Below are 21,728 nucleotides of genomic sequence, written 5' to 3'. Positions count from 1 at the left end.
GAAAACGTAAAATTCCCATCAAGCACTTGAATCATGTGTTTGATGGGGATTTTGGAGTTTCTGGTGAATAATTCAGGATTGATATTATTAATAAATTGAACCTTCGCAATTAACGGACATATTATAGGAACACTGGCGTTAATTGATGATTAGCAGACGAAAAAAGGCGTTGACTTTTACGGTTAGATGATTATGATTGGCAATATAGGAAACCGGTAAACCTAAAAGCAATCGGTTTCCTAAATTGCCACATTAGATCATTAGATAAGGAGTGACACTTCATGACACAACCATTACTTGTACTCAACACGCTCGTACTTCAATCAGAACACAATCAGGGAAAATCACAGCTTGAACTAGTCAAGCAGCTCTTAGCAACCGGTCGTCACGCGATTGAACTACGCCGAGAATTTGGCGATGGGTCGTTAGCCGAATTGGAGACCCTAAATGCACTTCGTTTACAGCATCAGCTAGTTTACTTTTATTCAGTTCCAGAGAACCTTTTTATTAACCAGCAATTGAACCCGCAATTATTACAGATTATCGGGGAAGCTGAACATTTGGGTGCTAGTTATATCAAGATGACGCTGGGTGATTACGTTTCAGGTCAAGAATTTGATAGCCAACAATTGACTAGCATTTTACCGGCCAGCATCCATTTGAACTTGGAAAATGATCAAACACAAGAAAATACTGAACCGGAAAAATTAAAGGATTTCTTTGATCGATTTGATACCACTAAGATCAAAGTTGGTTTTTTAAACGACTTGGGGAACTGGATTTTTGTGAACCGAGATGCTGAAATGGCCACGAAAATATTATTACCGTACACTCGTTTCGTACATTTAAAGAGTTACGTATTGGATGCAAAAGGGCGGCCAACAACCGTACCATTCGATCAGGGAGAACTTGATTGGCGAGCAGCATTACAGCAGTTTGATTCATCATTACCAGTAGCGTTGGAATATCCAACGACTTTGACTGCGTTACAGGATGATTTACGGACTTTAGGAGGCAATTAAGATGACGTTTAGTACTGATTATTTTCGTTTGGATGGCAAGGTGGCACTTATTACTGGTGGGGCTTCCGGCTTAGGTGCTAATTACACTAAGGCAATGCTGAAATCAGGCGCTAAGGTATTTATTGTTAGTTATGATCAACAAGGCTGGGCTGAAACACGAGCATTGGCCGACAATAAGGATGAAGTTCAATTTTTGGAACGAGACATCACGGAGGATGGAGCCGCAAAAGATATTGTTAACGCAGTAATTGCGGCCTTTGGGCATTTAGATATTTTAATTAATAATGCCGGTATTCAAATTCGTAATGAATGGCAGAATTTCAAGGATGCTGACTGGCAACGGGTAATCAATTTAAACCTGAGTGCTACTTACTATCTGGCGCATGAGGCGGCAATCAAAATGGCTGCTCAAGGTTCTGGCAAAATTATTAACGTTGGATCTATGCAATCGTTTAGAGCGGGGAAATACATCTTTCCATACACTGCCAGCAAACATGGGGTCGTTGGTTTGACGAAGGCCTATGCGGATGCGCTTGCCAAAGACAATATTCAAGTTAATGCAATCGCACCAGGTTACATCGATACGCCGATGACAAAAGCACTTCAAAATGATCCAGAACGGAACACAGAAATTTTGGCCCACATTCCAGCAGGTCATTGGGCGGATCCATCAGAACTGATGGGGACTATGGTTTTCTTGGCTAGCCAGGCGTCTGATTACGTGACTGGGGTCACAGTGCCAGTCGATGGCGGCTATTTATTACGATAGGAGGAACTTTCAATGGCAAAAACAGTTGCGATTCCAGCCGGTTTAGCTCAGGTTGGTAAAGACTACTTAACAAAACATGGTGCGCAGTTAGTTGAGTTACCACAGCAGGATGAAACCACGATCCTTAAACAGGCTGCTAATGTGGACGGAATGATTTTGATGACGGATCCTTTCAGTAATGCTGCTGCTCAGCAGATGCCTAATCTAAAGATAATCGCCCGTCACGGTGTTGGATATGATAATTTGGACGAAGATTTTTGGGGAGAACAGGGTGTTTGGGTAACTATTACACCTAATGCGAATGCGGGGACAGTCGCAGAAACAACATTAGCTGAAATTCTAGACGTTTCGAAACGACTTTCCGCCAACACGGCAGCGATGCGGCGGGGTGATTTTAGTTATAAAAATCGTCATATGGGGTTTGATCTCGCTGGAAAAACGCTTGGTATCATGGGATTTGGCCGGATTGGTCAGGCATTAGCTAAACTAGTGAGTGGATTAGGGATGGAAATCTTAATTTACGATCCCTATGTTGAATCTACTGAGGTGGGTGAACTCGTTACTCGAAGTACGTTGTTGACGGAGTCAGATATCATTACGTTACACATGGCCGTTACACCAGCCAATACCCGTGGCATTGGTGAACATGAATTTGGCCAAATGAAAAACGATGCTGTTTTAATTAATTTAGGTCGGGGCGCGCTAGTTGATCAAATTGCATTAGTAGATGCGTTGCGCACCCATACGATTGGTGGTGCGGCTCTGGATGTTTTCGATGAGGAACCATTGCCACTGACCAGTCCGTTTTACCAGTTAGATAACGTTTTGTTAACACCACACATTGCGTCCAATACGACACAATGTATGGATCGAATGGCGTTAGATTCGGCCAAAGAAGTAATCCGGGTTTTAAACGGAAAAGCGCCAGAATGGCCAGTTAATACGGTGAAGGGGGCGTAACTATGGCGACCCAACGTACTCAGATAGATGCAAATCAGTTTGCGTATACTGCACTAAATACGATACATTTTCGAGACTGCGACAATTATGAACGCCAGTTAAAAGAACGACTTACGGTTTTTTTGATGGCTAAATATCTGATCGATGATTTCAACAATCTCGAAAATCGAGCATTTGATGGATTGAACAATAACGATGTCGCTTTATCAAAGCTAGGTTTTGACGAATTACTTAAAAAAATCGAAGCGTTAAATCAGTATTAGGTTATGGTGGTGCATGTTTGATGCTGGGGTAGCGGTTTCCTAACATTGCGATTCGGCGTATAATTAAGCAAAACAAGTTAACCGAGGTGAGCACCATTAACGCAAAAAAGACGGCACCAACTATCAATGATATTGCTAAGCTAACAGGGGTTTCAAAGACGACGGTCTCACGATACTTGAATGGACGTTACGGGAAGATGTCTGCAGAAACTCGTACTAAAATTACTCAGGCAATTACCGAAACCGGTTATCATGTGAACCGCCAAGCTCAAGCGATTACTAAAAAGCAGACTTTTGTGATTGGTGTTATCGTGGCTGATGTGGAAAACATTTTCTCGTCGATGCTTTTTAAAGGTGCGGACGCAGTCTTTGAAAATCAGCAATATCAGCTAATGTTGATGAATTCGGATAACTCAATTGCTCGAGAACGGTCACAAATCGAACGTTTATTAAGTTTAAGAGTGGACGGCTTGATTTTGCAACCCATGAGTAAACAAGCTGCAGATTATCAGATTTTATTGGATAATCACGTCCCAACTGTGATGGTAGACCGCCAAGTTGACCAGTTAAACTGGCCCATGGTCGTTACTGATAACTACCACTATTCCAAGTTATTGGTAGATTACATGATTCGACTACGCTATCAAAAAGTAATCGTTGTAAGTGAAGCTGTTGATGATAATACAGCTCGGCAATCTCGTTACCATGCCGTGCAGGACAGCTGTGAAAAGCAGGGAATTCCCTTCAAATTGATTGAAATTGATTCGACAACAAGCGATGAAAAGTTATATAGCCAACTGGTGGCTGTTACGAATGATCTTCAATTAAAGGTTGCAGTGTACGCATTAAAGGGCACTTTATTAATGCGAATCGTTCATATCTTGTCAACGTATTCAGTTGAGGTACCACAATCACTGGGGTTAGCCGCATTTGATGACTGGGATTGGGCAACCTTAACAACGCCTCAAATTACCACGATTCAGCAAAATCCACAGTTAATGGGGCAACGGGCTGCAGAGGTATTGTTGACGACACTGTCTGAACCGGATACACCGCCGACGACAGTGCAAGTACCTAGTGAATTTATTGTGCGACAGTCACTGATTTGATGTTCCGGGAGCAAAGTAATGACGGATTAGGTACTCGATTTAGGGTGACTTAATCCGTCATTTTTGATTTCAAGCACTTGAAATAGGCATGCTTTAGAAAAACGTACCTGACTGCTGATGTGCTTTTTAAAAAGCAAGACATCATTCAGCTTGAATGATGAAAAAAATGTTAAAATCTGGTTGTCTATAAGTGGCAATAGTTGGAATGACGTCAGCATGAGCGACTTTGGAGGGGATTGAGATGGAAACAAAGACGCATTTTAAAATGTATAAGGACGGTCGACGATGGGTTATTGCGGGAATAACGACGATGGCAGTAGGGCTGACAATTTGGTCAACACCAATGAAAATTGCCCATGCAGCTACTCCGGCAGAGACATCGGTGAGCATGGTAACGAGTACAACGGCTTCAACTCAAGTACCGACTTTAAGCGACGTACAACCAGATTCAGGATCGAGTGATGATTTGACACAGGCGACCCCAACGATACCAACAGAAGCGCAATCGGTAACCGCAGTACCAGAACAATCAGAGGTAACGGTAGCGCCTAGTGATGAACAAATTGCTAATTCAGCAGAGGTACCATCATTAGCTAAGGATGGTCAGACTCAATCGCAAAGTGTACCGATAACGATCGGCAATGATCGCGCGGAATCGACGACTGACAACCCGGTCACAGCTGATTCGCTACGTGAGACCACCACGGCGCAACCTGTAACCGCTGAAGCGCAAGCGCCAGTTGAAGCTCAAGCTGATGACGTCCAGAACGTAACGGCAATCGAGAATCCAGCTGACTCGCCATCAGCCTCGACCACGTCAACTGAGTTAACGAACGTCGTTAAGGCAACTAATCTATTTAACGTCCCCAAGGTTGGTAATCTTCAGTGGAGTTTCAAAAACCCAAGTTTAAGTGAGGTCGTCGGCCAAAATGCCTGGCAAGGGGCGGACTATGCGGCCGGTATTACGACAACTGCCAAGGGAATCGATCCGAAAACCGGTCAGTTGTATCTTGATGAATGGATGCCGGATGAAATCTTCCAGTATTTTCTTTACACCAACAACTACACGGATCAGTACGCAAGTTTTGGCACTTTTCGGTCTCAATTTACCAAGGATACGTTAGCGCAAATGACGACGTTTGCCTCCTCTGAAGCGGCACAACACGTTGGTACCTATCAAAATTTAAGCAGCCTGACAAATTATACGGCGTTAATGAGTATGGGGTCATTAGAAGGCTTACAGTATGCGACGAATTTAACCTCAATTGCCCTTCACCCATCGACTGATATTAGCCAAGAAGTTTTTGGTAACATTGCTCAAAATGGCAATCTATGGGATATTTCGGCGTTAGCACCGTTAACGAAACTGCAAACTGTGACCATTTCAACGTTTTCAATCTCGGATATTTCGGCGTTGGCGGATAAACCAGAATTGACGCGGGTTGATTTAATGTATAACCAAATTTCAGATATTTCACCGCTAGCAACGGACGCTAAATTGAGTCCGAAGTCAACTTATTTAAGATTTCAACACCTCTTGTTAACGCCAATTACGCTGAGCACTGGCACGACGACTTACACAACGCCATCATTTATTGTTAAAAATCTCCAGGGTAATAACGTACCAGTTTTAGCATTTGATCCTAAATCAGACGAGTATCCAAGTTTGTTTCCAAGTACGGCAGACGGTGGTAACTTGGATGATGTGACGCTCAGCTGGTCTAATATCTTGCCTGATACAACCACTAATTATGGCAGCTTTACAACGACTTGGTCCGATATGAGTGCTAATTTTGAAGGATGGATCATTCAACCCTATACGCTGAAAGATGGTATTGGCAATGTCACGGTTAATTATCAGTTGTTACAAGCAGATGGTCAGCAGCTTTCGGTTTACCCGACATCAGTGTTAGCAGGAGATGTGGACGCGGCGTTTGATCTGAACACCGATGCAACGATTGCGCAGGCGTTGCGGGTAATTATGGGTGATAAGGGATTGGATTTCTCCGGCGTTATCTTGACCGGTAGTGGTCAAAATAGTGACTATCTCGCCAATAACGGTCTAGCAGAACGGGTTGGCCTAACTGGCACTTATACGGCAGATGGGCAAACGCTCACGATTTTATTCCTTAAAAGTTGGCAGGTACAGGTTAACTACGGCGTTCTTTCCCCGGATGATCGTTCAGCATCCGCAATTATGAACGACGATGGTCAACCGCTTCAGCAGACCATTAACGGTAACCTTTCAACGCCGATTGCGTTACGTGGCGATAATGGCATTGTTGCCAATCTGCCTGGCTATATTTTTGCGGGCGTTGAGGTGAGTTCACCTGGAAGCGAATGGACACCGTTGCCTGCTGACGCCGATCAAGTTCCGTTCATTGATGGTAATCAAAGTGTGTTAGTGCTGTATCGAGTTGCGCAAACGGCAACCGTGAATTACGTTGATGAAACTACGGGGCAACTACTAAAAACAGTTGCAGCAACGGATGATCCAACGTTGAGTGGCATTGCGGGGACGACAAGTTTATATCGTAGTCAGGAGCAGATTGCAGCGTATGAACAGCAGGGGTACCAACTCATTAGTGATGCGACGCAGGATGCTGACGGGCAATCGTTGATTGTCTTTGGAGATACTGGCCAACCAGTGACATACCAGATTAAGTTGGCGCACACGTATCAGGCGGAACCGGTTCAAACGGTGACCCGGACAATTAATTACGTGAATAAGAGTGGTCAAGTTATCGCCGACCCCCAAACCCAATCGGTAACGTTTATGACGGTGATTGATCAAACGACCCCATCGGCTTCGGGGACGAGTTACTACTATTTGGGGGCGACGCAACAAGCGCCAACTTTGACGGCAACCGGTCAGCCAAGTGACACGAACTGGATTCAAGGTGATAGCGGTCTGTTGACTGACGTTGCTAATCCAATTATTCCGACCTATGAAGTCGTTGAAACAACGGCTGCTGACCAAAATTTAACGCAAATGACCGCAAAATTTGTAACGGTACAAGACGGTAATTCTGTTGAAACGGTGACGTATAATTTCATCCAGGGTCAGGTCGGCGAAATTCCAGCAACAACGAGCCTCACGATTATCTCCGTTGATTCAACTGGACAAGCACTACAAGACCCGAGTGTTCAAAGTGGTTCGCAAAATACTGATTTTGCGGTAACGGCACCGGAAATTGCTGGGTATCGGTTAGTTGATCCGCAGCAAGCGCTCGTAACGGGGACGTATCATGGCAACGTGATGACGCTAACCTTCATGTATGAACCGAAACCAATTGAGGAAGTTGCATCAAATGTAACGCTGACGATCAATTACGTGGATCGCCTAGGCAATTCGATCGCGCCGGCAGCAACTCAAAGTGGCAACCAAGGTGAACCGTTTAGTATCGCAGTGCCAACGATTGCAGGCTATCGACCAGTTGATCCGCAGCAAGCGCTCGTAACGGGGACGTATCATGGTAACGTGATGACGTTGACGTTGATGTACGAACCCGAACCAATTGAAGAAATTGCATCAAATGTAACGCTGACGATCAACTATGAGGATCGTTTGGTTAATGTGATTGCCCCGGCAACGATTCAAAGTGGCACACAAGGTGAACCGTTTAGTATCGCAGTACCAACGATTTCAGGTTATCGACCAGTCGATCCACAGCAATCGGAAGTAACGGGGACGTATCATGGCAACGTGATGACGTTGACGTTGATGTACGAACCCGAACCAATTGAAGAAATTGCATCAAATGTAACGCTGACGATCAACTATGAGGATCGTTTGGGTAATGTGATTGCCCCGGCAACGATTCAAAGTGGCACACAAGGTGAACCGTTTAGTATTGCAGTGCCAACGATTGCAGGCTATCGACCAGTCGACTCACAGCAATCGGAAGTAACGGGGACGTATCATGGTAACGTGATGACATTGACTTTAACATACGAAGCGCAACCAACCGAAACGGTACCGGCAACCGTGCAGTTAACGGTGATCTATGTTGATCAAAATGGCCAGTCAATTGCGACACCAACGCACGAAAGTGGTACTCAAGGTACGGCATTTACCATTACTGCGCCAACGATTACGAACTATCAATTGGTTGACCCGAACCAACAAACGGTGACCGGAACGTACCATGGTAATCAAATGACGCTGACGTTGACATACCGGCCGGAACAGACAACGCCGGCCGGCACACCACCAACGGAGGCTGGTAATTCAATTGTTAACGAGACGGAAACGGATTCTCCGATGATTGAGGTGCCGGTAACTCCCACCCCAACTGATTCAGGTAGCTCAAAGTCGAGTTCACTTGAACCAACGGTAGCTTCGGCACCAGAGAAAACCATTAAAAATACGCCAATGGTGGGGTGGACAGCCGCCCAACCGACATCAGGTAAGCAGCAGTCAGTCGATCAACAACGCACGTTACCCGCTCAGTCAGGTACGGTGTCGGCGACTAACCAACCGATGACATTACCGAGCGATGTAAACCCGATCATCGAGCCGAAGTTACCGCAAACTTCTGAACGTGCAACAACCAAGGTAACCCTTATTGGTGTTAGTTTATTAGCGATGTTGGCCGGTCTCGGCTGGCAATTGAAGCTACGGCGGAAGCATGAGCGTTAATTTCATGGTATTTTAGGTCATTTATATAGGTAAGAAAAGGCCCTCAGTCGGCGCACTTGGTTGCGACTGAGGGCCTTTTGTGGGGTTAATGATCTGATTGAAAGTAATGCTGAAGTGCATCAGCTCAACACTTCGAAAATCAACAATCAAAAGAGGAGTTAGGTCAATGGTTTCCTGTTGTTTTAGTGCAATTTGTTCGTAATCAATCATTTTTAAACTAATTTGAGTTCTAGCGCGAAATGGGTTGCCACGTCAGTTAAGTGTTAGCAACAAAAGACCGGTTTCCCTGATCTCCAATTGAGAGATTAGAAAAACCGGTCTTCTGGTAGTTGAAGCATACAAATTGAGGAAAAAACTTACTTATTCACAGCATGATGCACGACCGTTTCATACACCGAATGATCCAACTCGTCTTCATCACTCGCAATCGCAATTGCCGTCGTGGTATCACCGACAACGTTGGCGACCGTTCGAAACATACCGGAGAACCAATCGATTCCGGCAAGTAATGCAATGCTAGCAGTTGGTAACCCAAGCGTTGGCACGATAATGGTCAATGCAACGAGACCACCACCAGGAACGACAACGGTACCGAGGCAAGCCAAGACGGAAAGGGCAACGATCTGCATTAATCCCGTAACAGAGGTGCCGATCCCGTATAGTTGAGTTAGCATCACGCAAACTAGGGCGAGGTACATTGCAAGACCGTTACTATTAAGCGCCATGCCAAGTGGGAGCACCAGTTTATTGATGCGTTCACTGACACCGAGTCGCTCATGCGCATCGGTCATTTCAATTGGTAGCGAAACGGCGGAAGAAGTGGTCGTCAAGGCAACCAGCATAATTCTGGAAAAACCCCGAATCAGACCAAATAACGGCACGTGGGCGTACCAACTGATGCCCAAGAAAAGCGCGGCGAGAAAGAGGCCAGTGCTGACGCCGTAAATCGCTAGGAATTTGATCAGTGGTAAAATGACACGAAGTCCATTGTCAGCAGTAACGCCGATCATCAATGCGCCGATCCCGATGGGGGCCGCCTTCATGACCAACATGACTAAGTTAACCGTTAACTGGTTAAGTTGTTTAACCAGGTTTAGCACACCATCGAACTGTTGGTGTTGATTGGCGTGGTTCAGGACAAGACCGAAGAGGAGTGCGAAGACAATGACTTGAATCACATCGCCCTTGGCTAGGGCGCTAAAAATGTTATCTGGGAAAAAGTTCAAAATCGTGGTTGCCCAGTCACCGCTGGCGGTTTGGACGGCACTTTTAGCATGAAGTTGACCAAGTTGAAGCCCACTACCGGGACGGAAGAGTAGTCCCATGCCCAAACCGATTGCCGCGGCAATCACAGTTGTTACGAAGAACCAAAGGGCGGTTTTACCGCCTAAGCGGGAAAGGGCTTTGTGATCGAGGCTACCGATGGCTTCAATCACGGCGCCAAAAATTAGGAATACAACGGACATCTGAATCAAGCGTAGAAAGATATCCCCAATGATTTTTAAACTAGCGAGCTGATGGCCGCCGACGATACCAAGCCCCATGCCGACGATCATGCCTAATGTAATTTGGGTTGTTAAGTTTAAACGTTTGATAGTAACTGCCTCCTAGTATGCTTGAGCGTGTAAGCTCGCAGTGAGTAACTTGATGCCGGTTTGAAGGTCCGCAAATTCGGTCCGTTCTTCTGGTGCATGGCTAATGCCGTTGATACTCGGCACAAATAACATCGTGGTGGGAACAAACTGACTCATGATCATACTATCGTGACCCGCGCCAGAGGCGAGTTGCATGCTGGTTAACCCAAGCTGATCAGCCAGCTTTTGATTGAGTTGACAAAGGTCATCAGCTAATTGAACGGGTCGGTCATGCACCCAACGGTCAACAGTGATGGTTAAGGTATGATCTGGGTGATTAGTGGTTAAATGAGTCAGCTGCATTTCGAACTGGTCCAAAATTCCATCAATGGTATGGCGACAGTCGATCGTAAAGGCGACCTGCCCGGGGATGACGTTGGCGGTATTTGGTGAAACGTCAAACTGGCCGACCGTAAACGTAAGCGTTGGACTCAGCGTTTTCGCAATCTGGGCAAGTTCATGAATCAGATTAACGGCCACCTGAAGGGCGTCGTGTCGCTGATCCATTGGGGTCGTTCCTGCGTGATTAGCGGTACCAGACACCGTTACGGTAAATCGGCGTTGACCAACGATGCCAGTCACTAACCCAATCTGAGCTTGATGTTGGACGAGACGCGGTCCCTGTTCAATGTGCAGTTCAGTAAAACTAGCCGGTAGTGCTGGTCGTTCGTGGCGGACGCCAGGCAACGTCAGCAATTGTTGAACCGCGGTTTGTCGAGCATCGTCAAAATTGATACCCGATGGATCCGTAATTGCGGTCGTTTCAGCTAAGCCGGTATAGTGTTTGGAGCCACTAAAAGTTGCCGGAAATCGGCTGCCTTCTTCTTCACTAAAGGAGATCAACCGAAGTGGTCGTTGGGGTTGCCCGTGAGTTTGTTGCAGGGTGGCAATCGCGTGAAGACCACCCAAAACACCGTAGAGACCATCGTAACGACCACCATTTGCCACCGTGTCCATGTGCGAACCAGTCGCAACTGCTGGGGCGTTCGTTTGACCCGGTAAGTCTAAGTAGACGGTTCCGTAGTCGTCAACGCGTACCTGCATCCCAATTGATTGGCCAAATTGAATCAACGCTTGTTGCGCTGCGACCCAGTTGGGGGTGTAGACCAGCCGGTTTTGCCCCGGTGTCGCGTCAGATAGGGCGTTGATTTGATCCATTTGATTGAGAAACGTCTGCCAATTAACCGTTAAAGGCGTCATCGTGATTACGACTTCTTACTAAGGCCGGTCAGAGGTGAGGACGCAACGGCACCGTGTTCGATCACGCGGCCAGGTTCAGCTAAAAAGGCTTTTCGGCCGGCGTCAACGGCAAGCTTAAAGGCTTCAGCCATCAGTGGAATGTTACCGGCAGTCGCCATTGACGTGTTGGCCATGATGGCATCGGCGCCCATTTCCATGGCTTCGGCAGCTTGGCTTGGACGACCGATTCCGGCATCAATGATGATTGGCACGTCGATTTCATCGATTAAAATCTGAATGAGATCCTTGGTTGCGAGACCTTTGTTCGTCCCGATTGGCGCGGCTAATGGCATGACCGTGGCAGCCCCGGCATCAACTAAGCGCTTGGCAACGTTTAAATCTGGCAGAACGTAAGGCATTACGATAAAGCCTTCTTTAGCCAGAACCTCAGTTGCTTTAACGGTTTCATCGTTATCGGGCATCAGGTATTTTTTATCCGGTACCACTTCCAATTTGATAAAGTTGCTGCCACTGAGTTCGCGGGCTAATCGGGCAGTTCGGATGGCTTCTTCAGCGTTAGTCGAACCTGACGTGTTGGGCAAGATCGTAATGCCTTCTGGAATGTAGTTGAGGATGTTTTCTTCGGCCGTGTTGGTCCGGCGAAGTGCCATGGTAATAATTTGCGCGTTGGCGTTTTTGATTGCTGAATCAATGAGTTCGTACGAATATTTACCAGATCCTAAAATAAAGCGTGAGGTAAAGGTGTGACCCGCAATGGTAAGTACATCAGTTTCAGTTGTCATGTGAATGACCTCCTAGATAGTTGAGTGACCTAAAATCAATCGGGTAATCATGTTAGCTTCGTGACCGGCGGCAATCATGACGCGTGGCGCCATTAAGCCTTCGGCACCGGTTGACGTGTTATCGCCAGCAATGTAGACGTTTGGACGAACCTGTTTGGTAGTGATGCTGTTCGAACTATGAACACCAGCCATCCCAGTTGCCATCACGATTGGCTTATGTGGGAAGAACTCACTGGCCGCATCCAGCAACATCGCTTTAGCGGCGGGGTTGTCAAATGCCTCGCAGATGATGTCGCAATCGGCAAATAAATCGGCCACGTTGTCGTGCGTAATCTCAACGATGGCGGTATCGATGGTCACGAAAGGGTTAAATTCCTGCAGGTTTTGCTTGAGTGCCGTCACTTTATCCATGCCAACTTGACTTAACTTGTACTGTTGGCGATTGAGGTTGCTGAGTTCGACGGCATCAAAATCAATTAACGTGAGGTGGCCGACGCCGATTCGAGCAAGCGCAATGGCAATGTTAGACCCCAGACCGCCAGCGCCAGCGATAGTCACGTGTGCCGCGCTAAGCTTTTCGGTTGAGTCGGCCACGTTGCGGGCCTTCATGCCGGTATAAACGTCGTTAATGTCGAGTCCCTGAAGTTGTGGTTGTGTCATGTAATGGGGCCTCCTAACGACCGCCGCCGACAAACGAGATCAATTCTAGTTTGTCGTCCGGTTGGATCTGAGTGGTTTCAAATTGTGGTCGGTGTAAAATCTCACCGTTTAATTCCACCACGATGTTGTCAACTGGTGCTTGTCGACCAGTTAAGAATGCGAAGACGGTTTGACCAGCTGCTTGTTGCGCTGGTTCGCCATTGACCATAACCATAAAAAAAGCCCCTTTCTTAGTAGTTTAGCTACCGAGAAAGGGGTGCGGTCAACTTGATGGGGTGCGTCAGTCACACCCTCCGTCAACTAAAAAAGCCCTTCCAAGTTGACGGAGGAAGGACTTCGGGCGGGGTTAAGTGCCGCCATCAAATTTAAGTCAGTCTTCCTTCGGTAGTACAAACTACATCAGGTTCGATGGGTATCATCTCAGCCGTTACCGGCACCCCAGACGAACTATTCCATTTTTTGAGAATTGTGAGTCGCGTTGGACTCAATACGTTATTTATAAGCAATTTCTTGGTGATTGTCAAGCAGTCCGAACAATTCGGTACAAAATAATTGGTTCGTTAAGTAATTTAGGCTGGTTACCGATTGAATGCGCAAACATCAGGAAAAACTAACCGAAAAATAAAAAAATTACCCTGAAATTGCCGATGATTCAAGGAAAACGACAATTTCAACGAGTAATGGTACTGTACAACCAGATTTGAATCAGGTACACTAACCGTGATTTAAGTTAGAAATTGGCTTAGACCAGTTTGAGGAGGCGAATAAGATGGCGATTAAACGGCCATTGTACTTAGTGACGGATCGGTTGGACTTGACCAACGCGGCATTTTTAGCGCGCATCAAAGTAGCATGTCAGGGTGGTGTTGATCTTGTTCAGTTACGCGAAAAGACCCTGTCAAGTCGTGACTATTATGAATTAGCACAGCAGGTGAAGACCATTACCGATCAGTTCAAGGTGCCGCTATTGATCGATGATCGACTTGATATTGCATTAGCGGTGCAGGCAGCCGGGGTGCATTTAGGTCAAAAAGATCTGCCTGTCGCAGTTGCTCGGCAGTTGTTGGGGCCGGATGCCATTATCGGGGCAACGACCAAGACGTTGGCGCAGGCTCAAACGGCGGTAAGCGAAGGGGCAGATTACTTAGGGGTTGGCGCAATTTTTCCAACCACGACCCACGTTGAAACCGTTCAAACCAGCGTTGAGACGTTGACGGCCATTAAAAAGGCGGTGCCGATTCCGGTATACGCGATTGGTGGGTTGAATGCAACGAACGTTGACGCGGTCAAACCGGCGGCGGTCGATGGTGTCGCAGTGGTTTCCGCCATTATGAAGGCGGATGACCCATTCAGTGCAACACAGCAGTTACGGCAACGGGTGATTGACGTTACCCAAAAATAAACATCACAATTAAAAAAAGCTAGGGGTGCTCGAACTGAGCTGAGATGGCAATGCCAGACCCTTTGAACCTGATAGAGTTAGGACTCGCGGAGGAAAGCTGATCACACGCACGTTGACTAACTCTTGAAGACCCTTCAGGAGCTTTTTTTATTGGTCAAACGAAAGGAAGCGGGTTGGATGGTAGCAACGCAAACGGTAAAAGATACGCTTATGGCGGCAATTGATGCCCAACAAGCGGAGTTGGTCGCACAGTTAAAAACGTTAGTGGCGTTTAAAACGGTTTCCCCACCAGCGAGAAATACCGCACCGTTACAGACGCAATTGGCTCAGCAGTTAACTGAATTAGGATTTCAGGTCAAGCAACAGGCATTTCAGACGACGGATCAACTGGTGTCAGCAACGTTGCCGGGGAACGATGGCCAGCAAGGGCATAGTTTATTACTCAACGGCCACGTGGATGTGGCAACGGTGACGGATGCGGATCGTTGGCAAACGGATCCGTTTGAGCTGGTGCAACAAGGTGATCGCTTAGTGGGGCGTGGCTCAAGTGATATGAAGGGTGCCATGGCGTGCTATTTATATTTGTTTAAGTTACTTAAACAGTTTGAAGTTCCACTGGCTGGTGATTTAAAATTTCAATCAGTCGTGGGTGAAGAGGCCGGCGAAGCCGGAACCAAGACGTTACTGGAACAGGGCGAACGAGCCGATTTTGCGATTGTGGGCGATACCAGTAACCTGAAGTTTCAGGGTCAGGGTGGTGTGATCACTGGTTGGATCACGTTGCGCAGTCCACACACCTACCATGATGGCAATCGGGTCAACATGCTTCGAGCTGGTGGTGGGTTGAAAGCAGCCAGCATGGTTGAGAAAATGCCCGTTGTGATCACGGCGCTTCAAAAGCTGGAACACTATTGGGCGGTCACGAAACAGTATCCTGGTTTCCCAGCTGGTACGGATACAATCAATCCAGCGTACATCGAAGGTGGCATTCACCCAGCCTTTGTGGCCAATGAATGTCGGTTGTGGATTACCGTCCACTACTACCCAAATGAAACGGCGGCGCAAGTGACAAAAGAAATTGAAGCTCAGGTAACTGCGGCGACTCAAGCTGATCCGTGGCTCAAAGACTGTCCACCCATTTTTAGCTGGGGTGGGGACTCGATGTTGGTGGACAAGGGTGAAGTCTTTCCGCCGTTAACCATTGACGAAACGTCATCGGCAATTCAACAATTGCGTCAGGCACATGAGGCCGAATTGGGTCAACAACCTGAAACTGAAATGTCAACATCGGTGACGGATGGTGGCTGGTTCGAGGCGTATGATATTCCGGCAGTTACTTACGGGCCTGGGGAGATGTTGATGGCGCATAGCGATAACGAATCAGTGTCGTTAAATCAGTTAATTGCATATACCAAAATCATTGCTAACTTTGTTTTAGATTGGTGTCAAATTGGCGACTAATTAACATACGAAAGGGTGTTTTCCAAGTGAAAAAACAATTCCATCTTCAAGATATTATTCTGATTGCGATGATTGCCATCATCTTTGGGGCCATTTTTGTCGGTACGGATTATCTGTACAATATTCTATTCGTGGCGGTCGGTCCGTTTGCCAACGAAATTCTTTTTGGTCTCTGGATTATGGCGGGACCACTGGCCATTTACCTGACCCGAATTCCGGGTTCGGCCATTGTTGGGGAAGTGCTTGGTGCGGCTGCTGAGGTAATTTTTGGAGGTACTTTTGGTATTTCAGCATTACTATCAGGCATCGTTCAAGGCGTCGGGAGTGAATTAGGATTTACGGTTTACCGGTATCGGCGTTGGGACTGGGTCAGTTTATTAACGTCTTCAGTGACCACGACGATTGTTGCGTTTGGCTATGAACTATTTCGGTTAGGGTACGTGCACTATTCACTTGGCATGATTGCGGCGTTATTTACCGTTCGATTGGTGTCGGTGATCTTCTTCGGTACCATTATGGTTCGGAGCATCTTCGGATTACTCGACCGGGCGCATGCGTTACGACATGTTCACTCGTAATGCTGGTTAATTAGTTATTGTACACAACAAATGACCTTAAAAATCATTGATTGGCGTTGAACTAATCGATAACGTTTAAGGTCATTTTGTTTGTGTCGAAATTGCCGAATTGAACAGTTGAGTACGAATGGCACTGAATTAATAACTGCTGTATACAAGAATCAATGACGGCGGTGCTTAACGACAGTAAAAAAGTGCAATATTATCGCTAATAAACCATAGAAAATGATCACAAAGCTACCGTAAATCAGCCAAAAATTGGTTGTGGTAATGACGTGAAATAACAGTTGAAGCCCCATCGTGATTAAGGCCATGATGGCAACCATGAGAAATAATTGCAGGTAGCGGCGCATTCCTGAAGCTTGGCGGGTGGAACGGTTGTCATGTGCTGCGTATTGGTTAAGACGATTTCATAAATCTTGATTAACCCGGCCGTCGTCATGATTTTGTCGAGCGTTCGAAAAGTTGGATCGGTCACGCCGGTCAATAAGTTCGTTGGGGTGTTGGCGTAACAACTGGTAATACTGAGGTAGTGTTTATGTTCAAACCGGTCAGGATGCGGATCACCACGAGTGTCAAACCGAACCAGTCGTCCTCGAAGACAATCCAGGCAATTTTTCATACTGCCAGCTAAGCCACCCCAATAAGTTGGTGCGGCCAGAACCCAAACGTCACTGGCAAGTAACTTGTCGGTTAATTCATCCAGCACCGGATCAGGTTGGTGTGGTTGGTCAGGGTGAAACGGATAGTCATCGAGAAAAATGGTTTCGGTGGTGTTCGGTGCAGGAACCGCTGCTAAAACGGTTTTTAGCAACTCGGCTGTTAACCCATCGCGTTGATGACTCGCGAGAATGCCTAAAACTTTCACGTGATCGCCTCCTTATTAGCAATATGATACCGCATTCATTATTGAAACAATAGTATTAAGCCGCGTGATTTTTAGACGTCGATGATGAAATGTAGTTTTTGACGATCAATCGAATTTTAATTTAGGTTGAAAAGTATTATTGTAATATGCAAGTTAGTGATTAATCGCGATTCTATCATAATGACCTGTCGTTAGCGTTTGAACCGTCAAAGTAACTGCATAGGCAATTAAATGGCTGCTGAATCATTATCGATGCTGTCTCAAATTGATTGTCACTTACAACTATCAAGTCAGTTTCAGTGTCGCCGTAACAAGAGCAAGCTTTTTCCGAAAGCTTGTCGTATAATATACTAGAGACTATTCTAAAGTAAAGGAGTCAATTATATTTGGCTGACACGACACAAACCGAAAAAGAATTTATTTTAGAGAACCCAGAACAAGAAGTTCAGATTTTAGGGGCTCAAGATCAGTTTATTGCCATCTTGGAAGAAGGCTTAAGCGTGACGATTCGTCCGTTTGGCAATTCGATTAAAGTTGCTGGCGAACCGTTCCAAGTTCAAAAAGCGATGGCGATTCTCAAAAAGATGACGCAACTGGTTCAACAAGGCATTCAGTTGAACAGTACTGACGTGGTCAGTGCGATGAAGATGGCCGATCGAGGGACGTTGGACTATTTCTTGGATCTATACACTGAGATTTTGATCAAAGACGCTAAGGGTCGAGCTGTTCGGGTTAAGAACTATGGTCAACGCCAGTACGTCAATGCAATCAAGCATAATGACGTTACCTTCGGGGTTGGGCCTGCCGGGACTGGTAAAACCTATCTGGCCGTGGTAATGGCGATTGCTTCCTTGAAGCGCGGCGACGTTGAAAAAATTATTTTGACGCGGCCAGCCGTTGAAGCCGGTGAAAGTCTCGGGTTCTTACCTGGGGACTTGAAAGATAAGGTTGATCCTTACCTGCGGCCAATTTACGATGCCTTATACGCGATTTTAGGCGCTGAGCACACGAACCGATTAATGGAACGTGGTGTGATTGAAATTGCACCGTTGGCTTACATGCGTGGACGGACGCTGGATGGCGCTTTCGTCATCTTGGATGAGGCCCAAAACACCACTAACGCTCAGATGAAGATGTTCCTGACACGGTTAGGCTTTGGTTCTAAGATGATCGTTAACGGTGACGTGACTCAAATCGACTTGCCAAGCAATAGTCGTAGCGGTTTGGTTCAAGCGATGGGCATTTTGAAAGATGTTAATCACATTGAGTTTGTTCAGTTTACGGCTGACGATGTGGTTCGGCACCCAGTGGTTGCGGCCATCATTAACGCCTACGAAGGCACTGAAAAACACTAATTAACAAATTAAAAGAAACGAGTGCGGAAAACATGGATTTAGAGATTTACGATGAAACGAAGAACGGGGTTCCCGAAGAACACGTTAAGTTGGTTCAAAAAGTGTTGGACTATGCGGGTGAGTACATTAAGTTGAAGGAAAACACCGAAATGTCTGTCACCTTCGTGAACAACGATCGAATCCAAGAAATCAATAAGGAATACCGGGGTGTGGATCGGGCAACCGACGTCATCAGCTTTGCGATTGAAGACAGTGCGGCTGACGATGATTTTCCAATCGTCATGGACGATGAACTGGCAGCGGAGATTCCTGAAAACATCGGGGATATTTTCGTTTCCGTTGATAAAGTTGGCGAACAAGCCGAATATCTGGAACACTCTTACGAACGCGAACTGGGTTTCTTGGTTGTTCACGGATTCTTGCATCTGAATGGTTATGACCACATGGAACCAGAGGATGAAAAAGTCATGTTCAAACTGCAACGGGATATTTTAGACGACTATGGGCTTACACGATAAACAACTGAATAAGAATAAGTCGTTTCTGCAGTCCTTTAGCCACGCGATGACTGGGGTCTACAGTTTAGTGGCCACCGAGCGCAACTTTCGCAAGCACATTGTGATGGCGATTTTAGCGCTTGGACTGGGTACTTGGCTCCAGTTATCAATTAATGAATGGTTATGGGTGACCCTCGCCATTTTTGTGGTGGTGGTTGCTGAAGTGCTTAATACGGTGGTTGAGGCCATCGTTGACTTGTTAGTTGGCCACCACTACGACGCAGAAGCCAAGAAGGCGAAGGACGTTGCAGCTGGTGGGGTCTTGATCGCGGCCTTTTTTGCGGTCGTGATTGGCTGTCTCGTCTTCATTCCAGAGTTATTACAGGTTTTTTAAACTAGGAGGAACAAACAAGTGGATAATCCAAATTATCGATCAGGGTTCGTTGCCATTGTTGGCCGCCCAAACGTTGGTAAATCAACGCTTTTAAACCGGGTGGTTGGTCAAAAAGTGGCGATTATGTCCGATAAGGCGCAAACAACTCGAAACAAAATTCAAGGCATTTACACAACCAATGACGCTCAAATCGTGTTCATTGACACGCCTGGGATCCATAAACCTAAGAGTCAGTTAGGGGATTTCATGGTGAAATCGGCCTTGTCATCACTGAATGAAGTTGACGCTGTTTTGATGATGGTGAATGCGGAACAAAAGCGTGGCGCCGGCGATAACTTCATCATTGATCGCTTAAAGAGCGTTAAGAAGCCGGTTTATTTGATCATCAACAAAATTGATCAAGTTCACCCAGATGATTTATTGACGGTCATTGATCAATATAAAGAAGCGTTGCCTTGGCAAGAAGTGATTCCAATTTCAGCGTTGGAAGGCAATAACGTTGAAGAATTGCTGCAAGAAATCGTAGAAAAACTGCCGAATGGGCCGCAATACTATCCAGAAGATCAAGTGACCGATCACCCAGAACGGTTCGTGGTTTCTGAATTGATTCGGGAGAAGATTCTTCAGTTGACCCGTCAAGAAATTCCGCACTCAGTTGCGGTGGTAATTGATACGATGAAGCGCCAAAACGAAGAAAAAATTCACATCCAAGCAACGATTATCGTTGAACGACCAACTCAAAAGGGAATTTTGATTGGTAAGGGTGGCTCGATGCTGAAGAAGATTGGGACATTGGCCCGCCAAGATATCGAACACCTCTTGGGTGACAAGGTCTTCTTGGAACTCTGGGTCAAAGTGGTACCAGGTTGGAAGGATAAAGCTTCCGCTCTGCAATCCTATGGTTATCGGAAGGATGACTATTAGAATCAGGTGATATAATGGCGAGCCGAATCATGACATTTAACGGTCTGGTGATGTACCAAAAGGACTTTCGGGAACGCGATATGTTGGTCAAGTTTTTCACTCGTGAAGCCGGTAAACGGATGTTTTACATTCGCGGGGCGAAGAAGCGCGGGTTTAAAATGACCGCCGACCTATTACCGTTTACGTATGGTCAGTATGTTGGCGATATCCGGGAACCGGGGCTGTCGTACATTAACGCGGCCAAAGAAACGGCTCATTTTCAAACTATCAGCCAAGATATCGTTAAAAATGCGCATGCCACTTACATGATGTCGCTGCTGGATGTCGCAATTCCAGATAACGAGTTGTTAGGTGGGTGGTATCAACGACTTTGGTCAGGACTGTCATTAATTGACGACGGTCTGGACGAGGCCATCATCACCAACATCTTTGAGGTGCAATTGATGGGTTTGTTCGGGGTGAAACCGAACCTGCGGCAGTGTGTGATCTGTGGCCGAACTGATTTGCCATTTGATTATTCGGAGTCGTATGGGGGCTTGTTGTGTCAAGCGCACTGGCACTTGGATCCTCACCGTTTGAAGCTGGATCAGCGCACCATTTACTATCTGCGTCAGTTTTCGGCAATTGATTTGACGAAACTGGGGACGATCAGTGTGCGGGAAGATACCAAAAAGAATCTTCGCCGAGCACTGGATGTGATTTACGCTGATACAATTGGCGTTTACCCCCGTAGTAAGCGGTTTTTGGACCAGATGAATCAGTGGGATGATGGGTTGAAACCGTTAAGTGATCCAAAAAAAGATCAACAATAACGACAAAACGAGCGGGTTTCTAGTTCTGTAATTGAACTAGGAGCCCGCTCATTTTGTCGTTACTTACGACTGCTCTTCTTTAAAATGATTTCACGGTCGCCAATCCCTAAAGCCCGGTTGATTTGGTCGATCTTTTCTTCAGGATTATCAGGTGCTTGATAGTCATGAAGTAGGTGGTTCATGATTTGGTTCATCCGTTGGACGTCTTTGCCCAGTTTACGTTCGCTTTCGTTCATTACGGTAGCCTCCCTAGTTAAGTGTTCTTAGTTATAGGATACAACAATCTGGGCGGTTTTCAACTGCGAATTGAAGCGGTTTCAAAACAAACTCCGGAAATGAAGGCCAGTTAAGCAGTGTCAATAATTGGGTAGGGCATCATATCGGTATTTTTAAATC

General features: G+C 46.3%; 20 protein-coding genes, 1 pseudogene and 2 riboswitches. Of the genes and pseudogenes, 14 read left to right on the top strand and 7 right to left on the bottom strand.

The window, feature by feature from the left end:
* Nucleotides 1-281 precede the first annotated feature (281 nt).
* The 6 genes from ACYVR3_RS11415 (at nucleotide 282) to ACYVR3_RS11390 (ending at nucleotide 8,765) form a co-directional block, all read left to right on the top strand.
* Complete coding sequence (locus ACYVR3_RS11415; protein ID WP_461244342.1) at nucleotides 282-1,022, top strand: sugar phosphate isomerase/epimerase family protein; 741 nt, start codon at nucleotides 282-284, stop codon at nucleotides 1,020-1,022.
* A gap of 1 nt (nucleotide 1,023) precedes the next feature.
* Complete coding sequence (locus ACYVR3_RS11410) at nucleotides 1,024-1,791, top strand: SDR family oxidoreductase (RefSeq protein ID WP_461244341.1); 768 nt, start codon at nucleotides 1,024-1,026, stop codon at nucleotides 1,789-1,791.
* Between the two features lie 12 nt (nucleotides 1,792-1,803).
* Nucleotides 1,804-2,751, top strand: a complete 948-nt coding sequence (locus ACYVR3_RS11405) for a phosphoglycerate dehydrogenase (protein WP_461244340.1) — start codon at nucleotides 1,804-1,806, stop codon at nucleotides 2,749-2,751.
* 2 nt (nucleotides 2,752-2,753) lie between these two features.
* Nucleotides 2,754-3,014, top strand: coding sequence for a hypothetical protein (locus ACYVR3_RS11400; RefSeq protein WP_461244339.1), 261 nt, complete (start codon nucleotides 2,754-2,756; stop codon nucleotides 3,012-3,014).
* Between the two features lie 86 nt (nucleotides 3,015-3,100).
* Complete coding sequence (locus ACYVR3_RS11395) at nucleotides 3,101-4,123, top strand: LacI family DNA-binding transcriptional regulator (RefSeq protein WP_461244338.1); 1,023 nt, start codon at nucleotides 3,101-3,103, stop codon at nucleotides 4,121-4,123.
* A 241-nt stretch (nucleotides 4,124-4,364) separates the two neighbouring features.
* Entirely contained in the window at nucleotides 4,365-8,765 is a 4,401-nt protein-coding gene (locus ACYVR3_RS11390; protein ID WP_461244337.1) for a MucBP domain-containing protein, read from the top strand.
* Between the two features lie 356 nt (nucleotides 8,766-9,121).
* Here ACYVR3_RS11390 and ACYVR3_RS11385 read toward each other — a convergent pair whose 3' ends face one another.
* Genes ACYVR3_RS11385 through thiS form a run of 5 tightly spaced genes read right to left on the bottom strand, consistent with a single transcriptional unit; the run spans nucleotide 9,122 to nucleotide 13,255 of the window.
* Entirely contained in the window at nucleotides 9,122-10,333 is a 1,212-nt protein-coding gene (locus ACYVR3_RS11385; RefSeq protein ID WP_461244343.1) for a dicarboxylate/amino acid:cation symporter, read from the bottom strand.
* Between the two features lie 39 nt (nucleotides 10,334-10,372).
* Entirely contained in the window at nucleotides 10,373-11,599 is a 1,227-nt protein-coding gene (locus ACYVR3_RS11380) for a M20 family metallo-hydrolase (protein ID WP_461244336.1), read from the bottom strand.
* Nucleotides 11,600-11,604: 5 nt separating this feature from the next.
* Nucleotides 11,605-12,381 (bottom strand): thiazole synthase, encoded by a 777-nt coding sequence (locus tag ACYVR3_RS11375; protein ID WP_461244335.1) that lies wholly within the window; start codon nucleotides 12,379-12,381, stop codon nucleotides 11,605-11,607.
* Nucleotides 12,382-12,393: 12 nt separating this feature from the next.
* Nucleotides 12,394-13,041, bottom strand: a complete 648-nt coding sequence (gene thiF, locus ACYVR3_RS11370) for a sulfur carrier protein ThiS adenylyltransferase ThiF (RefSeq protein WP_054733003.1) — start codon at nucleotides 13,039-13,041, stop codon at nucleotides 12,394-12,396.
* Between the two features lie 13 nt (nucleotides 13,042-13,054).
* Nucleotides 13,055-13,255: a sulfur carrier protein ThiS gene (thiS, locus tag ACYVR3_RS11365; RefSeq protein WP_054733004.1), complete on the bottom strand. Its 201-nt coding sequence runs from the start codon at nucleotides 13,253-13,255 to the stop codon at nucleotides 13,055-13,057.
* Nucleotides 13,256-13,400: 145 nt separating this feature from the next.
* Nucleotides 13,401-13,492, bottom strand: a riboswitch (TPP riboswitch).
* A gap of 318 nt (nucleotides 13,493-13,810) precedes the next feature.
* On the opposite strand from thiS, the gene thiE reads away from it, so the two are divergent.
* The 3 genes from thiE to ACYVR3_RS11350 all read left to right on the top strand — a co-directional run bounded on the left by thiE (nucleotide 13,811) and on the right by ACYVR3_RS11350 (nucleotide 16,482).
* Nucleotides 13,811-14,443, top strand: coding sequence for a thiamine phosphate synthase (thiE, locus tag ACYVR3_RS11360; protein ID WP_461244334.1), 633 nt, complete (start codon nucleotides 13,811-13,813; stop codon nucleotides 14,441-14,443).
* 11 nt (nucleotides 14,444-14,454) lie between these two features.
* A riboswitch (TPP riboswitch) is annotated at nucleotides 14,455-14,555 on the top strand.
* 38 nt (nucleotides 14,556-14,593) lie between these two features.
* Nucleotides 14,594-15,904: an acetylornithine deacetylase gene (locus ACYVR3_RS11355; RefSeq protein WP_461244333.1), complete on the top strand. Its 1,311-nt coding sequence runs from the start codon at nucleotides 14,594-14,596 to the stop codon at nucleotides 15,902-15,904.
* A gap of 26 nt (nucleotides 15,905-15,930) precedes the next feature.
* Complete coding sequence (locus tag ACYVR3_RS11350; protein WP_461244332.1) at nucleotides 15,931-16,482, top strand: ECF transporter S component; 552 nt, start codon at nucleotides 15,931-15,933, stop codon at nucleotides 16,480-16,482.
* A gap of 161 nt (nucleotides 16,483-16,643) precedes the next feature.
* Here ACYVR3_RS11350 and ACYVR3_RS11345 read toward each other — a convergent pair.
* A pseudogene (locus ACYVR3_RS11345) lies at nucleotides 16,644-17,350 on the bottom strand (flavodoxin family protein).
* Nucleotides 17,351-17,736: 386 nt separating this feature from the next.
* On the opposite strand from ACYVR3_RS11345, the gene ACYVR3_RS11340 reads away from it, so the two are divergent.
* The 5 genes from ACYVR3_RS11340 to recO are packed head-to-tail and all read left to right on the top strand — an operon-like array spanning nucleotide 17,737 to nucleotide 21,332.
* Nucleotides 17,737-18,705: a PhoH family protein gene (locus ACYVR3_RS11340; protein ID WP_057152209.1), complete on the top strand. Its 969-nt coding sequence runs from the start codon at nucleotides 17,737-17,739 to the stop codon at nucleotides 18,703-18,705.
* 32 nt (nucleotides 18,706-18,737) lie between these two features.
* The gene (gene ybeY / locus ACYVR3_RS11335) at nucleotides 18,738-19,223 is read left to right on the top strand and encodes an rRNA maturation RNase YbeY (protein ID WP_461244331.1); all 486 of its coding nucleotides are present in this window, start codon (nucleotides 18,738-18,740) and stop codon (nucleotides 19,221-19,223) included.
* The gene (locus ACYVR3_RS11330; RefSeq protein ID WP_057152210.1) at nucleotides 19,207-19,596 is read left to right on the top strand and encodes a diacylglycerol kinase family protein; all 390 of its coding nucleotides are present in this window, start codon (nucleotides 19,207-19,209) and stop codon (nucleotides 19,594-19,596) included. The genes ybeY and ACYVR3_RS11330 overlap by 17 nt, the downstream gene beginning before the upstream one ends.
* 18 nt (nucleotides 19,597-19,614) lie before the next feature.
* Nucleotides 19,615-20,520 (top strand): GTPase Era, encoded by a 906-nt coding sequence (gene era / locus ACYVR3_RS11325; RefSeq protein ID WP_054733019.1) that lies wholly within the window; start codon nucleotides 19,615-19,617, stop codon nucleotides 20,518-20,520.
* Nucleotides 20,521-20,534: 14 nt separating this feature from the next.
* A complete protein-coding gene (recO, locus tag ACYVR3_RS11320) occupies nucleotides 20,535-21,332 on the top strand; it encodes a DNA repair protein RecO (RefSeq protein WP_461244330.1) in 798 nt (265 codons plus the stop codon).
* 59 nt (nucleotides 21,333-21,391) lie between these two features.
* On the opposite strand, the gene ACYVR3_RS11315 is transcribed toward recO, so the two are convergent.
* The gene (locus tag ACYVR3_RS11315) at nucleotides 21,392-21,568 is read right to left on the bottom strand and encodes a hypothetical protein (RefSeq protein WP_156301636.1); all 177 of its coding nucleotides are present in this window, start codon (nucleotides 21,566-21,568) and stop codon (nucleotides 21,392-21,394) included.
* Nucleotides 21,569-21,728: the final 160 nt, after the last annotated feature.

This window comes from Secundilactobacillus muriivasis, assembly GCF_054785195.1.
Note: the sequence above shows the minus strand (reverse complement) of the source record. Positions and strands in the feature narration are given on the sequence as shown.